The following is a 16,145-nucleotide window of genomic DNA, read 5'->3' as shown; positions in this document are numbered from 1 at the left end:
ATAGTGCTTATTAAAATTCGATAAACGTACCTGACATTGATACGTGAGCGCAGCTTATAATTATAAGATCTACGCACAAGCATTGCTGCTTTGATATCATCATAACAAGTCATTACGTTGAAAGCGACTGCGTCTGATAGTGCTTATGTAGCGTAATTTTACATTCGTAAAAATGTTGAAATGCTGATGACTATGTTTATAAATATGCCACCATTTTAATCAGCCAAAATGTCATTCATCACATATCATAAGATTATAAAGGGCTAGAATCTGTGTCTCATTCGTCTACTATAATATCCGATGGGGGCTACCTTGCTAGTGAGCTGGCCTGTTACTTACAGACAGCAGCGGTAGACATCGCTCTGGCTGATATGCAGACTACTGAACAGCAATATGATGCTCGCTATAGCGCACGCTCGTATCATTACCAGCTCTCGTCGGGCAAGCTGCAACTGCTGGCACTGACATTATACTTGCCAATGAGTACAAGCTCAGCTGATATTGAGCGAGCACGTATGACTGCTATAAAAGCTGCGCTGGCATGGCATAAATCTTCATTGTCTCAAAATGAACATGTTGCACAGACTCATGATATTTTGGTTTTCGATATTCAGCTGACTGATAATGTAGTAGATGGTCATAAGAAAAATACTGATAGTCAGGACAGCAAGCAATTAAATCACTTGCAACATGCTTTTGGTGCTCGTTATTTTTTGGAGGACTTGGTTGTAGACATGAGTGAGGGCGGGCAGCAATTGCAAGTCTTCAGCTGGCATGACTGGCACTCAATACTGGTTGCGGTACAGACACCCTGTGAGTTATGGCGGTTTTTGAATTATCACTTAGAGCAACTACAATATTCGGTTATCAGTCATGTCCCAAGTTTTGTATCAGAAGAAATGCTAGTCGCTGAATTTTTGCAAAGCGCCTCTTTATTCACACCTGCGATCACAGTAGACAATGCACTTATCAAGTACGACATTCAGGACAAACCTAATCCAGCGTTGGTGGCCATGGCGCTTGCATATAAGAATCAGAGCACGACTGCGCAGATGTACCAACAGCATATGCAGCAGGCAGCCACGCTATGGTCACAGCTCAGTACACAAATGATAGCAGCATATGCTGATAAGCAGACATCTAGTAATGACCAAGAATCATCAACTGAGCCGTTGGGGTTTCGTTGGCAGCAGCAACTATTAGATGAGTCTTTATTTTCGCGTCATGAGCTGATCCGTACGCTATATAGACATCCTAAGCAAAGTAAGACGCTGCAACAAGATGGTTATATCGTACATCAGCATTCCTACGAAACCTTGGGGCGGCATTATGTACTGATATTCTATGGACAAAACGCTCAAGCAAAGAATAGCAAAAATGTTATTCAACCGAATCTAGCAAAAATTGCACAGGATGTTGCGACTCGATTGCCAATAGCAGAGCTGCATCATATCGTTGTACTCGGTATCGACTTTATTACTGAGGCAAATGAAACGTTCATCGATATTGATGTGTGGATTCAGTCAGTGGACGCGATGACGCAAAGAGAGCGACAGCTAACCAAGCAAATACAACAATTAAAGAGCAAAAAGTCGCATCAAAATACGAAAGAGGTAGAGAAGCAAACTGCTCAAAACTCTGAAAGTCATCCTCAATCTGACAAGTTGCCTCAAGTACGTCTAAGCCTTTCTATACCAGCGCGAAAGAAATAATAAGCATGTAACATATTTTGAAAATCGAGCTGAGTATTCTGCTAGAAGCTGCTGTAAGTCTAACTTATACTGACACTCACAAAAAAAGACAGCCTAGGCTGTCTTTTTCTTATCTAAGAGTAGGTAATTATTGATACTTATTTATTGATGTCATCGTTAAGATCATTACCAGGAAGGATTTGATTACTGTTATAGATATCATTGGTATCAGTATCTACGCGAGGAGTGTCAATCACATCAGTGCGCAAATCAGTCGTTGACGTGCTAGCAGCTGAAGGTGTGTTGTCACGAACTGAATCAGCAACTTTTTCTTGCGTTGATGAGCTTGGCTGCAGCGTGGATTTTGCTTTTGCTTCGTCGCGCTCACGATCCATTTTATCTTGCATTTTACGTAGGAAACGTGCGGCTGCTTCTTGACCACCAAGACCAAATGATAGGGCAAAGGCGACGGCGACGGCACCTAGCGTTAGACCAAATGCTAGATTCACGATTGAATCTGCAATACCCATTGCTTTTAGACCCATAGCAAGTACAAGGCCCATAATCAATACACGCACAATGTTTGCTAAGAATTGTGAACCTTGTTCAGAACGCTCAACAACACCTGCAATAATATTGGCAAGCCAAAATCCGATGAACAGGATAATCGCACCTAAGATGATGTTAGCGCCAAATGCGATAAACATCGTAATAATAGCTGAGATAGGCTCGAAACCTAGTAAATCAGCAGCTGCGATAGCAGCAAATAGCATAGCAAAGAAGATAATCGCATAAGCAACTAAGTCAGAGATTCTCTTGTCACCCATAGTCTCTTGCAAGCCAACTTTGGCAGGCATTTGATTGATTTGAGTGTTTTCAAGCAATCCTTTGACGATATTTGCAACCATACGTACAACATAAAAAGTCACAAATAAGATAGCCACTGCCATGAAGATGTTAGGCAATGCTTCCATGATTTTATTCAACATATTGGTCGCAGGGCGAGCAATAACGTCGATTTTTAATGCGTTCAAAGCAGCAATAATCGTTGGGATAATAACCACTAAAAATGCTAGCGAACCGGCAATATTAGGTAGGCTGTTTTGTTCACTTAAGCCAGCTTTCGTCGCTAACTCTTGAACATTAAAAGTAGAAACAAGGTTGGTCACAATGCCGCGTACGACTTTGGCAATGATATAACCAACAACAAAGACCACACCAGCGATTAGGATGTTAGGGATAAAGCTGAAGATTTTGTCGACCATATTAGTCAATGGTGCAAACAAACCATCAAGCTCTAGCTGACCGAGTACCATGGTCAAAACAACCAATAGGATGAACCAGTAGACCATATCAGCGATGGTGCTGCTCATCGGTTTTACGCCTGCTTGTGTGCTTAGACGCTCGTCCATTGTCGTTTTAGAAAGTGCCGCATTGATTGTAGTGCGTGCGACAGTGGCGATAACCCAACCAATTACACCAAGCGCGATCGCACCGATGAGGTTAGGGATAAATGCCAATACTTGATTAACCATATTTGCAAATGGTGCCGAGATTGAGTTTAAGTTTAGTTGGCTAAGCGCCCCTGAAATAGCAATGATAAAGATAAACCAAAAAACAATCTTGGAGATAATTCCCTCAAGATCGTAAGTTTTACCGGTTGAAGAGTTCATGCGTTGATTAAGATTGACTTTAGAGAGCACACCGCGGACAAGTGCTGCGATACCAAGTGCGACTAGCCAACCAATGATAAATATCAAGATAGCGCCAATGATAGAACCGATAGGCCCACCAAGATAACCGTTAAAAGATGTATACATTGGGTTCATCTTATCCTCCTTGAATCATCCTATAGGTAACACTCAAAAGTATTGTGATTACAATCACTGTTGAATGAGACAAATATACAGATGGTTTATTATAAATAGTGTCTTTAAATTATAGTGTCTTTAAATTGAGTTATGGGAAGATATTATCATTTTCGAATAAAGGTAATTATCAAAAGTATCAGGCTGGTTTTTAGTTATCGCTTTGCTACTGACACTCATATATCAATGATAAATACCAACATTCGATTACTTATCTCCTTACCCAATCTAGCTTAGCCTATGTATTGATGGATTTAAAGATAGAAAGCTTTACCTGCCACTATATTTGTGTGATAACTTGTTATTATAATAGGAAATATTAACACAGACTGTACATTCGCCCGATAATTTCATGTAAAGCGTGGTTCCCAAAACTAAGATTTGTTATTATAGAGCAATGTGACATCTCGCCACTATTCTTACAATCAGAGAGTAATCTATGAAAAAAATCACTACTTTAAGCATTAGTGCCCTTGCTAGTGCTATGTTGTTAATGACAGGCTGTAGCACCAATAACGGCAGTCAAGAAACAGCTGCTCAAAGCGTTTCTATCACAGAGCAAAGCTCAGCAAGTGAAAAAGTGGGCTATAGCTTAGGATTCATGATGGCAGAAGGCAATAAAGAAGCTGTCAAAGATTTGAACCTGGATACTTTTGAAAAAGGTTTCCGTGATGGTTACGAAGGCAATGATTCAGCATTGACCCAAGAGCAAATGCAAGAAGTATTGATGACGTATCAAAAAGAGCAAGAAGAGCAGTTCGCAAAAGACATGCAAACCAAAGCAACAGAAAATAAAACTGCTGGCACAGCATTCTTAGCAGAAAATGCGAAAAAAGAAGGCGTGAAGCAAACGGATTCTGGCCTGCAATATAAAGTATTGAAAGAAGGTACAGGTAAATCGCCAAAAGCAACTGACGTGGTGGAAGTGAACTACGAAGGTAAATTGATCGATGGTACTGTATTTGACAGCTCATATGAGCGTGGTGAGCCAATTGAGTTCCCACTAAACCAAGTAATCGCTGGCTGGACGGAAGGTCTACAGTTGATGAAAGAGGGCGGCAAGTACGAGTTCTATATCCCATCAGACATCGCCTATGGCGAAGCGGGTAACGCTGGTATCGAGCCAAATAGCACGCTTATCTTTACGGTTGAGCTATTAAAAGTAAAGTAATGCGCGGCTGAAGCATTCATCTATAAAAAAAGCCTTCATAATGATTATGAAGGCTTTTTTATGCGCAGAGGTTTTATATCAGTTTGTCTATAAATTATAGGTTTTTTTGAAAGACTTTAGAGTTGCGACCATTGTGGTACTTCTCCAGACGTGCTGCTGGTAAGGCACTTGCCTCAACTTCCGCAAAGCCTTGCTCAACGAACCAATGGGCGGTACGCGTGGTCAGTACAAACAGTTTATGTAGACCATGACTGCGTGCTTGCTGCTCTAAGAATGCCAGCAAATCAGCACCGCGGCTACCATTGCGATATTCAGGACGTACGGCAACACAAGCGACTTCTGCGGACTCTGCGTCTAGCGTATGCAAGGCTGCACAACCCAAAATCATACCATCACGTTCGATGACGCTATAGTTGTCGATTTCTTGCTCTAAGCGTTCACGTGAGCGGCTGACTAAGATACCTTGCTCTTCTAGAGGGGATAACAGCTCGATAAGGCCAACGACGTCATCGATATTGGCACGGCGAATTTCTTCGTAAGGATCATGGCTAATTAGCGTACCAGAACCGTCACGAGTGAATAATTCTTCTAATAGTGCACCGTTTTTGGCATAGGAGATGATATGCGTGCGATGGACACCTTGACGGCAAGCCAAGCTTGCGCAGTTCAAGAAATAATTGATTTCACAGTTCAAATCACGGTCACGTAAGAAGCGATCCACTTCGTTAGGAATCATCTCATGTAGCAAACGATCACCATCATTGATACCTGCTTCTTCGCCCAAAAATATCAGCTTATCAGCACCCAGCTCTACTGCGGCGCTAAGTGCAACGTCTTCAGCGAGCAAATTAAATACTTCACCCGTCGCAGAATAGCCCATAGAGCCCAAAATCACGATATGGTCATGCAGTAGATTGTTTTTGATGGCTTCAACGTCAATAGAGCGCACTTCACCCGTCATTTGATAATCAATGCCTTCACGAATGCCATAAGGGCGCGCCGTGACAAAATTACCTGAGATGGCGTCAATACGTGAGCCGTACATCGGTGAATTGGCCAGTCCCATCGACAGCTGTGCTTCGATCTGTAAGCGAATCGCGCCAACCGCTTGTAGGATAGCGGGCATTGCAGCACGCGGCGTGATACGAATGTCTTGATGCAGCGGAGATTCAATATTATCGTCTTTTAGGTTTTTTTCGATCTGCGGTCGCGCCCCGTGTACCAGTACCAGCTTGATACCCAAACTATGGAGCAAGGCAAAGTCATGAATCAGCGTGCTGAAGTTAGGATGATTGACCGCTTCACCGCCAAACATAATCACGAAAGTCTTACCGCGATGCGTATTAATGTATGGGGCAGAGTTACGGAACCAATGGACGTATTCAGGGTTAATCTGTGGCATGGAACTAGTAGTCATAATGGGAGCAGTAGTCGTTAGAATAAGAAAAAGGGCGTAGCAAAAAAATGCCTAACGCTAAAGATTTACCATAGCAAAAAACGCGGTTATGAGCTATCTTTTATTTCAGCTGTGTTGAGGTCTTTTTATTGCCCATCGGTGATATACACAACCTCAACACGGGGTTAATGTACCCACAAATGCTTTTTGCTATGCTAAGCGCTATTGCTTTACTGTCAATGAACGAAGATAATCAATAAAAATAATGAATCTGATTCTTTTAATTATTGACTATGTGTTAAGAAAACTCAGTTTTTGCCATCTGTGCTTTACCGATATATCAATCAGGGATAATGAGAACTATGAAAAAAAGTAACCAATTTGCTAGCCCATTTAGTGCTTGGAGCGGTCATCGCTTATTTCACGTTGTTGCCGGTACGCTCATCGGTGCGATGGTAGTCACGCAGGCATCTGCCATGCTGCCAACACCAGAGCAAGCAGTTGATAGCTCAATGGCAGTTCAAGCCAATACAAATGCGAGCAGCAACTCAAGTGCTCAAGCGGTTAATAGTAAAATTACCGCGTCGTTGGTCAGTGTTGATGCCAATGGTCAAGAAGTACTCGTCCCTGTCGATACAAATACTCGTTTGCAATCAGGTAACGTATTGGAGTATCAAGGCTACTTTACCAACACCAATGCCGATCGCGTCCGTAAGATGACGGTCACCATGAGTATTCCGGATCAAGTAGAATTGCTTGGTACAGTGGCACCTGAGTTCCCATATGGGAGTGTCGATGGCAACAACTTCGCCCGTATGCCACTACGTACCAAGGTAGACAATCAACTACAAGATGTGGCACTAAAATACTATAAAGCGGTTCGTTGGGATCTTGAAGGTGTTGGTTTGAACGACACCGTTGCAGTGAAATATCGCGCGCGCGTAAAGTAACGCTAAGACTTTCATAGTAAAAAATTCGTCAGATAATGATGTTTATTATTGATAAAGCACCACCGTTTATAACGGTGGTGCTTTTTTATGCATTGGATCTAATGTCGCTTAACTCTTGTGATGAGTACGCAATAAATTTAATTAAAGCGTCGCATATTTGCTAGAAGATTTCTCTCGAATCAGCTGTTTGATGGCGTTGATTTGTGGCGTTGTGGCTTGTGCACCTGCTTCTATCAGCGTACGACGCTGCCTGGTATCTATTGAGCTATTACGACCGACATTAGGCGTAATGACAATGTCCGCGCGATCTCGTTCGCGGCTTATTGATGGGGAGCGATTGGTAGGGGATACGATATTGGTTTCGAGAAAGCCCCAAAAGTCGCTTAATGAGCTGATGGTTATTGCTCTATTATCAATAGGGCCATTGACTTGAGCGGCAGTCACATCAACAGCAATAACAATATCAGCGCCCAAGTCGCGTGCGCTGTCAACGGGTACGAGGCTGACCACGCCACCGTCAATATATTTTTTGCCGACTTTTTCTGGAATACGCGGGGCAATAAAAATATTGGGCACGCTACAGGATGCTTGGACAGCAAGCCCTGCGTTACCTGTGGTAAAGACGGCTTTTTTTAGGGTGTTTTTTTCTGCTGCAACGGCGGCAAAGGTAATTGGAAAGTCTTCTATGACTTGTCCGCGAACTTTTTCATTCACAAAGTTTTTGAGTTTGATGCCTTCGACAAAGCCTTGATTGGATAAGGTAAAGTCTGTCAACTGGCTATCGGTGGTGGTCAGTGCCAACTGCTCAAGCTGTAACGGCGCGTATCCACTGGCATACAGGCTACCGATTAAACTGCCGACACTCGTGCCGACGATCAGGGTAGGTTTGATGCCATTCTCTTCCAATGCCTTTATCACACCCACGTGGGCAAACCCTTTGGCACCGCCGCCACCCAAGACCAATGCGACGCTAGGTAACTTCACGATAGGCTCTGGCGTTTTAGGTGTTTGAGCAGTGGGTGTTAGGGTGCTGCAAGCACTGACGCATAACCCAACTATGGCAAGCATGCTAAGACGTAATATACTTAAACCTTGATGAGACGGTCGATATAGAGCAGAGTCTGACATAAAAAACACCTTATAAAATGACCGTAGTTTATAAAAACCATGATGCAGAAAAACCATGTTGTAGAAAATAAGACAGCTACTATTTATATAATAGATGTAAACAAGTTGTCTTAAAGGGTTTTGCAGTCATGACGGAATAGCTTAGCATAAGTCATTGACTGTTCAGCTATAATGAGATGAATCGATGTTTATATTTTGCTGTTTTTACGGGTCATTTTATGACAATCTTTCTTAGGTGAGTTATATTTAAAACAGCCGATGACATAGATAAAAATAATAAATAACCTTGTTAGGATCTTTGATGCCAGTATCGATGAATGTTTCTTCAGCCAATTCAGCAGACCATATAAGGCCTGACTTGCCACTCTCGGCGTTAGATATGCCAGTGACAGCGTTGGCAGGTGTTGGGACAAAGGTAGCGGAGCAATTGGCACAATTGAATATTAAGCGGATATTTGATTTGCTACTGCATTTGCCGCGTGATTATGAAGATCGCAGTCGACTGGTATCAATCGCAGAAGTGGCTCACGGACAGTCGGCTATGATTACCGGACGTGTGGTCCATGTCGATACTAAACGTAGCGGCATGACCGTAACTGTGAACGATGATACGGGCACCATAGCTTTGCGGTTTTTTAAAGTCTATCGCGGCCTTGCGCAGACCATGAATGTGGGGACGCGATTACAGCTGTTTGGTGAAGTCAAAGTCAGTCGTTACGGCAAACAAATACACCATCCTGAATATCAAGTTATCACAGATAATATAGCTACGACTGATACGGGTCTACAGCCCATTTATCCGAGTGTGAAAGGCTTACACCAAAATAAACTACGCACTTTGATCAAGCTGGCCCTGCAAACGGTTCGTAGTCAGGGTCTACCGATGACGTTGTTTACGAAGGAGGATTTTGCCGTCGTGGCTGACTTACCATTAGTACCTTTTGAGCCAGCCAAATCTTTACTGCTAGAGACAGAGTTTCCAGAAGATATTTTTTCGACATTGGCGCGAAGTGTGCCTGATCATGTGATTGGCAATAGTGTGAATAGGCCTACTGCGTCCGTTTACAACGTCAATAATGATAGCCATAGCGCAGCTGCTCGCATCGCTCATAGCAATGTTTATAACTTAACGATATTTGAAGCGCTAGTACTGCTACATACACCGCCCACCTACACCAACGCAAGCCAGCAATACAAACTGTTGACCCAACTGACTGCGCGTACTCACGCTGCCTGTCAGCGCTTGATTATCGAAGAGTTGACCGCCCATCAGCTTAGCCTGTTGTACCGTCGTCAGCAGCTGCATCAGCACAAAGCACCCAAATGTACAACCCACAGTCCGCTAGCTGATAAGCTGTTTGGTGCATTGCCGTTTGATCTAACAGGTGCACAAAAACGAGTGATGAAAGACATCACGACTGATATGGCAACCTCTATCCCAATGCTACGACTGGTACAAGGCGATGTGGGCGCTGGTAAGACTTTGATTGCCGCAGGAGCGGCGGGTTATGCGCTTGATAGTGGTTGGCAGGTGGCAGTCATGGCGCCGACTGAGATTTTAGCAGAGCAGCACCTCGTGAACTTTAAGCAATGGTTTGAGCCGCTAGGTATCGGTGTTGGTTGGCTCGCGGGTAAGCAAACTGCCAAACAGCGCCGCGAAGCATTGGAAGCGGTTGCGGAAAACACGGTACAAATTGTCGTTGGTACGCATGCCTTGTTTCAAGAGCAAGTACAGTTTGCCAAGCTAGGGCTCGTCATCATTGATGAGCAGCATCGATTTGGTGTTGAGCAGCGTATGGCATTGACCAATAAAGGCGTGGCCAATAGCACACCGCATCAGCTAATCATGACCGCTACCCCGATTCCACGAACGCTTGCCATGAGCGTTTATGGCGATATGGACACCTCCATTATTGATGAGTTGCCGCCGGGACGTACCCCCATTACCACAGTGACCATCGATCGCAATCGCCGCGATGAGGTGATCGAACGCATTGCCGTGAATTGCGAAGCGGGCAGGCAAGCATATTGGGTGTGCTCCTTAGTAGAAGCATCTAGCGTGCTCGATGCACAAGCAGCTGAAGCCACGTATGAAGATTTAAATGAGCGCTTAGACATTCGCATTGGCTTAGTACACGGCAAAATGAAATCTGCGGATAAACAAGCCATCATGCAGGCGTTCAAGGCGGGTGATTTGGATTTGTTAATTGCCACAACCGTGATTGAGGTGGGGGTTGATGTGCCTAATGCGTCGCTCATGGTGATCGAAAATGCGGAGCGTCTAGGGCTTTCACAATTGCATCAGCTTCGCGGGCGCGTCGGGCGCGGCTCAACTAAGAGCTTTTGTGTGTTGTTATACCAAAAACCATTATCAGAAACAGGCACAGAGCGTTTGAACGTGCTACGTGATAGCACTGATGGTTTTGTTATCGCTCAAAAAGACTTAGAGCTGCGCGGGCCGGGTGAACTGCTCGGTAAACGCCAGACAGGCAATGTTGGCTATTATTTGGCTGATCTTATCCGTGATGAGCAGTTATTTGCGATTGCGCAGCGTTTGGCCAAGCACTTGATTGCAGACCCTACCAGAACAGCGGATGTCAGCCAATTGATTCACCGCTGGATGCCTGAGGCGAGTCGTTATACCAATGCCTAGTTCATACATCAGTGAGGTAATCAGTTATGTAGTTAGTGCGGGCTTTCGTCATGACATTGAATAACATAAGATCATCCTGATACTGAGAGTAAAAAAGAGCAAAAAAAGAGGACAGCCATTGCTATCCCCTTCTATTTATTACAGCCAATTGCTACACCGTTTAAGCTATTTCATTTTTTTTGCTTTTTTCAATGCTTTCTTAAGCGCTTTGAGGTCTTTATTTTTTTGCTTAATCTTTGCTTTGGTGTCTTTAATTTCTTGTTTGAGCTTTTTTACTTCTGATTTATTAGCCATGATGGTTTCCTTTATTAATAGATTTAGAACCATAATGACAAATCCCCTCATAAATACAAGCCGAAACTGTAGGGCATCTGTATCGCTGGGTTTTATGACTAATGATTTTGAGAGGCGTTGTCTTATGTCATGCCATTCATCATCACGGTATGTTTGGTCATGAGTATTGACGATCTAAATGTGAAATAGCACGCTGTGAAGCGTTTAAGCCTAGAATTGATAGCGTCATATACCTACATCATCTGCTTTTATTTAACACTCGTATCATCGTTTTTAGTGATAATATCTTGATGAAGTTCAATATCTTAACAGCATCTTATGCTGGGTCGGCGGCTGACTATGCGGATACTTAACAGGATTGACCCCATTGAGCGTTAGTCTACAATATTAAAAGCGACTATCAACAAGATCTGCCTGCCCCACTTTGTTTCCTTTATACCTTTTACGGCGCTAGCGAGTACTGTGCTTATTTATAGAGACCGACTATGAGTGACTTTAAAGACCCTGATAATAAGCAAGAACCGACTAGCGGACAGCAAACCAATATTGAGACACCTCAACACGCTGAGCTACCACCGTATCGTCAATCTGATGCCTCATCTAAAAACTCTCCTGCAAAAATGCCACTATGGTTGTTGCCAGCATTGGTTGCGGTGCTGGTGATTGGGGTTATGCTTGGTAGATATTGGGGTAGTAGTGCAGACGAGTTACGAGAGGAGCCAGTCGCCTCTAGTGGTGTGGCAGGTGGCAATGAAGCTGATAGCACTGCGAGTACGGAGCAGTCTGTTTTGTCAGTAGAAACCGTCAACCCAAGCCAAGATGATATCGGTCGCACACTTAGCGCTGATGGCACCATCAACGCCAAAGATATCGCTAGTGTCAGTGCAAAAGTCAGTGGTGTGGCCATCGAGCGTGTATTGGTCGAAGAGGGCGACCGCGTGAGAGCGGGGCAAGTGCTCGCCATGTTTGATACCGATGCGATGGAGCAGCAAGTGCTGCAAGCTGAGGCCGATGTGGCAGAGGCAGAAGCCACCCTTGCCAATGCCAGTGCCGATGCCGCACGGGTCCTACCCTTGATAGACATCGATGCCATTAGTAGGCAAGAAGCCGATCGCTATCGCACCTCTGAGGTGCGTGCCCGCGCAGCGTTGCAAGCATCCAAAGCCCGTTTAAGCAATCAGCGTTTGACCCTTGATAATGCCACAGTAGTTGCGCCTGTCAGCGGTATTATTAGTGAAAAAATGATCGAGGTTGGACAAGTTGCAGGTGGTGAGCCATTGTTTACGATTATCAAAGACGGCATATTGGAATGGCGCGCTGAGTTAGATCCCAAGCTTGTCGGCGATATCAATATTGGTACACCTGTACGAGTCGCTCTACCCGGTGATGATAGTGTGATGGGACAGGTGAACCGTATCGCACCGACGGCAGATAATAATCGCCAAATCACGATTTATGCGAGCCTCGCGGCTAATTCAAAAATTCGCGCTGGCATGTATCAGACAGGCGAGTTCCTACTCGGTAGTGCCAGCACTCAGACGATTCCTAATAGCGCTATCGTCAGTAACGACGGTTATGACTATGTGATGATGGTCACACAAATCCGCACCGACCACGCAGCGCAAAAAATAGGCCGTATCAAGCAGCAGCGTGTGAGTTTGGGTGAGCGTCTCAGCGATAGTGTGGCGGTCACAGAGCCATTGCCAAGTGACAGCCGTATCGTAAAGCAAGGCGGTAGTTTTTTAAACGATGGCGATTTGGTGCGTATCGTTAATGGTGTGGGCCAAGGCAGTACCGCCGTCAATACAGCAGCGCAGGCACAATCATGAGCCTAAACGTCTCCGCTTATTCGATCAAAAATCCGCTCGTCGCAATCTTGCTATTTGTGCTCCTGACATTAGGGGGTATTTATGGCTTTATGAAAATGAAGGTGCAGCAGTTCCCTGACATTGATTTGCCTGCCGTGGTGGTGACCGTCACCCTGCCTGGCGCGGCACCTACCCAGCTCGAAAACGACATTGCCAAGAAAGTCGAAAATAAGCTGACCAGTATCGAAGGTGTCAAGCATATTCGCACCACCCTACAAACCGGCGCTGCCACCATGGTCACTGAGTTTGTCCTAGAAAAAGACATCCAAGAAGCGGTTGATGATGTGCGCTCAGCCGTCGGTGAGGTGCGAGGGGATCTGCCAGCCGCGGCCAATGATCCGATTATCACTAAGGTCTCAACCGCAGGGTTTCCGGTGGTGACTTATTCTGTCGCCGCAGAAAACATGAATGTGGCAGATCTGTCTTGGTTCGTTGATGATACGGTCACTAAGCGGTTATCTGATATCCCTGGTGTCAGTACCGTTAGCCGTATCGGTGGCCTGCAGCGTGAGATCACCGTAGCAGCGGACCCGATTGCGCTCAGTGGTTTAAAGTTTCCTATCTCTCAGCTATCGCAGCAAATCGCTGGGATTCAGCAGGACAGCTCAGGCGGTGAAGCCGAGGTCGGTAAAACCACGCAGACGATCCGTGTCCTTGGCGCCGTTGAGCGAGCGAATGAGCTTAACGATGTACAAGTCGCAGTTCCCACTGGCGGGACGCAAGCGCTCGGACGGATGGCACAAATCACTGATGGCGCCGCTGACCCAAGCTCTATTGCTAAGCTTGACGGTAAAACAGTAGTGGCATTTAATATCACTCGCTCGCGCGGTGCCAGTGAGGTCGATGTCATGGCGCTGGTTGATGATGAGCTTGCCAAGCTGACCGCTGATACTGGCAATATTAGTATCGAAAAAGTCTATGATCGAGCGACACCCATTGCTGAGGATTATGAAGCCTCTCTACGGATGTTGATCGAAGGTGGCATTTTAGCGGTCGTCGTCGTATTTTTATTCCTGCGTAATATCCGTGCGACCATTGTCGCCGCTGTTGCTTTACCTTTATCGGTGATTCCTACCTTTTTGGGCATGTATCTCTTTGGCTTTAGTCTCAATATTATCTCCTTACTGGCCTTATCACTCGTCATTGGCGTACTGGTCGATGATGCGATCGTTGAGGTCGAAAACATCATACGACATTTGCGTATGGGTAAAACCCCTTATGAAGCGGCGATGGAGGCGGCTGATGAGATTGGTCTGGCAGTGGTTGCTACGACCTTTACTTTGATTGCTGTGTTTTTGCCGACGGCCTTTATGGGCGGTATTGTTGGGCAGTTCTTCCGTCAGTTTGGCTGGACAGCGGCTTTATCGATATTTGCGTCCTTGATGGTAGCGCGACTGATCACGCCGATGATGGCAGCTTACGTACTGCGACCAGAAAAAAATCGCGTGGAAAAACAAAGCGCGCTGATGGATTGGTATCTTAAGATTGTTTCATGGACCTTACGACAACGCTGGATCACCATCGGCGCAACTTTGGTGCTGTTTGTCGCTTCATTGATGCTGGTGAAGTTGCTACCAACTTCCTTTATTCCTGACAATGATATCGATCAGACGCGTGTTGAGATTGAGCTGACGCCAGATGTGGCGCTCGAAGATACCGAGCGCGTGGCAGCGATGGCCAGTGAGCGTATCTTGGCCATGCCCGAAGTGACCAATATCTTTACCTCGGTAGGGGAGGCGCAGGCGTCGATGGGTGCGTCGGACGGTGGTGGCGGTAAAGCTGAAAACATCGCGGGCTTAGATATCGTACTTGCCCCACGTGCAGAACGAGGTACCAAGCAAGAGATCGAACGTAAAATTAGCCAGCTCATGACCGAAGTACCCGGTGCTCGCTTTACCGTTGGACTATCGAGCGGCGGGGAGAGTGGTTATAATTTTTCATTAACCAGTACCAATCCCCAATTGCTCGAGCAGACTGCACAAAAAATCATGACTGAGATACGAGGTTTGCCAAGTGCAGGCGCGGTGACCAGTGATCGCAGTTTGCCGCGTCAAGAGCTCACGGTGACGCCAGATAGACTAGCAATGGCTGACAAAGGGGTGACGACGCAAGACATTGCGACCACGTTGCGTGTGGCGACTGTTGGCGACTATGAGCAGCGTTTATCTAAGCTCAATCTTGATACGCGTCAGATTCCTATCGTGGTGCGTCTACCCGATGTCGCCAAGCAAAACGTCAGTCAGTTAGAAGGCTTATATGTGCCAAGTACCCTACCTGCTGGGCAAGGGGTACGGGTGGGCGAAGTGGCGGCGCTAGACTTTGGGACAGGGCCTGCGCAGATCAGCAGGCTGGATCGGGAGCGTGCGATTAGCATCACAGTGCAACCAGCAGATGGCGAGCTAGGTGATCTAGTACAAGCGGTCAAATCCGTGCCAACGATGCAGCAATTACCGCCTTCGATTACCATCATTGATCAAGGTCAAGCCGAAAATATGGCGGAGCTGTTTAGTGGGTTTATCATTGCGATGTCGGTGGGTGTGGTCTGTATCTTAGGCGTTCTTATTTTATTATTTGGCCGTTTATTACAGCCATTTACCATTTTGATGGCACTGCCGTTATCGATAGGCGGCGCGTTTGTGGGTTTGGTCATTACCAATAGTAGTCTGTCGATGCCGTCGATGATTGGCTTTATTATGCTTATGGGTATCGCAACCAAAAACTCAATCCTACTCGTCGATTACGCGCTGATTGCTCAGCGCCGCGGGCTGGCGCGTTTTGAGGCCATTATGGATGCCTGTCGCAAGCGTGCGCGGCCTATCATCATGACCACCATTGCGATGGGTGCAGGCATGTTACCCCTGGTCTTTGGTTGGGGTGATGCCGATCCTACGTTTAGGCGACCGATGGCGGCCGCCGTATTGGGCGGGCTGGTGACCTCAACGCTACTCAGTCTGGTGGTCATTCCAGTTGTTTATACGTTGATGGACGATGTGTCAGGATGGTTTGCCAAATGGCTGGTGCCACATGGGAAGAAGAGAAGACCACATATTTAACATACTGCAATACACAGTCATCATGATGATAATACACCCCATACGTGACTACCACGTATGGGGTTTTTTGATA

Annotated in this window: 10 protein-coding genes; 6 read left to right on the top strand and 4 right to left on the bottom strand. The window is 45.7% G+C overall.

Translation table 11 applies throughout. The features are described from left to right. The first annotated feature begins 272 nt into the window (after positions 1 to 272). A complete protein-coding gene (locus PSBA01_RS02805) occupies positions 273 to 1,712 on the top strand; it encodes a hypothetical protein (protein ID WP_228724624.1) in 1,440 nt (479 codons plus the stop codon). A 137-nt stretch (positions 1,713 to 1,849) separates the two neighbouring features. Here PSBA01_RS02805 and PSBA01_RS02800 read toward each other — a convergent pair whose 3' ends face one another. Next, positions 1,850 to 3,520, bottom strand: a complete 1,671-nt coding sequence (locus PSBA01_RS02800) for a mechanosensitive ion channel (protein WP_186474994.1) — start codon at positions 3,518 to 3,520, stop codon at positions 1,850 to 1,852. A gap of 478 nt (positions 3,521 to 3,998) precedes the next feature. Between PSBA01_RS02800 and PSBA01_RS02795 the strand changes: the two genes are divergently transcribed. Further along, positions 3,999 to 4,730 (top strand): FKBP-type peptidyl-prolyl cis-trans isomerase, encoded by a 732-nt coding sequence (locus tag PSBA01_RS02795; protein ID WP_058025059.1) that lies wholly within the window; start codon positions 3,999 to 4,001, stop codon positions 4,728 to 4,730. A gap of 94 nt (positions 4,731 to 4,824) precedes the next feature. Here the strand turns inward: PSBA01_RS02795 and argA are convergent, their stop codons facing one another. Further along, a complete protein-coding gene (gene argA, locus PSBA01_RS02790; protein WP_071002725.1) occupies positions 4,825 to 6,147 on the bottom strand; it encodes an amino-acid N-acetyltransferase in 1,323 nt (440 codons plus the stop codon). Between the two features lie 341 nt (positions 6,148 to 6,488). On the opposite strand from argA, the gene PSBA01_RS02785 reads away from it, so the two are divergent. After that, a complete protein-coding gene (locus tag PSBA01_RS02785) occupies positions 6,489 to 7,076 on the top strand; it encodes a hypothetical protein (protein WP_058025061.1) in 588 nt (195 codons plus the stop codon). Positions 7,077 to 7,217: 141 nt separating this feature from the next. On the opposite strand, the gene PSBA01_RS02780 is transcribed toward PSBA01_RS02785, so the two are convergent. After that, positions 7,218 to 8,204 carry a patatin-like phospholipase family protein gene (locus PSBA01_RS02780; RefSeq protein WP_071002726.1) on the bottom strand — a complete coding sequence of 329 codons (987 nt, stop codon included), beginning with the start codon at positions 8,202 to 8,204 and terminating at the stop codon, positions 7,218 to 7,220. A gap of 301 nt (positions 8,205 to 8,505) precedes the next feature. On the opposite strand from PSBA01_RS02780, the gene recG reads away from it, so the two are divergent. Further along, complete coding sequence (gene recG, locus PSBA01_RS02775) at positions 8,506 to 10,857, top strand: ATP-dependent DNA helicase RecG (protein ID WP_186474993.1); 2,352 nt, start codon at positions 8,506 to 8,508, stop codon at positions 10,855 to 10,857. Positions 10,858 to 11,022: 165 nt separating this feature from the next. Here the strand turns inward: recG and PSBA01_RS13370 are convergent, their stop codons facing one another. Beyond that, positions 11,023 to 11,151: a hypothetical protein gene (locus PSBA01_RS13370; RefSeq protein ID WP_256714007.1), complete on the bottom strand. Its 129-nt coding sequence runs from the start codon at positions 11,149 to 11,151 to the stop codon at positions 11,023 to 11,025. A gap of 485 nt (positions 11,152 to 11,636) precedes the next feature. Here PSBA01_RS13370 and PSBA01_RS02770 point away from each other — a divergent pair, with 485 nt between their 5' ends. Together PSBA01_RS02770 and PSBA01_RS02765 are read left to right on the top strand one after the other, a co-directional pair. Continuing rightward, positions 11,637 to 12,980 (top strand): efflux RND transporter periplasmic adaptor subunit, encoded by a 1,344-nt coding sequence (locus PSBA01_RS02770; protein WP_186474992.1) that lies wholly within the window; start codon positions 11,637 to 11,639, stop codon positions 12,978 to 12,980. Further along, positions 12,977 to 16,072 carry an efflux RND transporter permease subunit gene (locus tag PSBA01_RS02765; protein WP_186474991.1) on the top strand — a complete coding sequence of 1,032 codons (3,096 nt, stop codon included), beginning with the start codon at positions 12,977 to 12,979 and terminating at the stop codon, positions 16,070 to 16,072. Before PSBA01_RS02770 ends, PSBA01_RS02765 begins: the two co-directional genes overlap by 4 nt. The last annotated feature ends 73 nt before the right edge of the window (positions 16,073 to 16,145 follow it).

Origin of the sequence: Psychrobacter sp. KCTC 72983 (assembly GCF_014280455.1) — a bacterium.
Taxonomy (GTDB): domain Bacteria; phylum Pseudomonadota; class Gammaproteobacteria; order Pseudomonadales; family Moraxellaceae; genus Psychrobacter; species Psychrobacter pacificensis.
The sequence above is the reverse complement of the archived record's forward strand: the minus strand, read 5'-3'. Positions and strand labels throughout refer to the sequence as shown.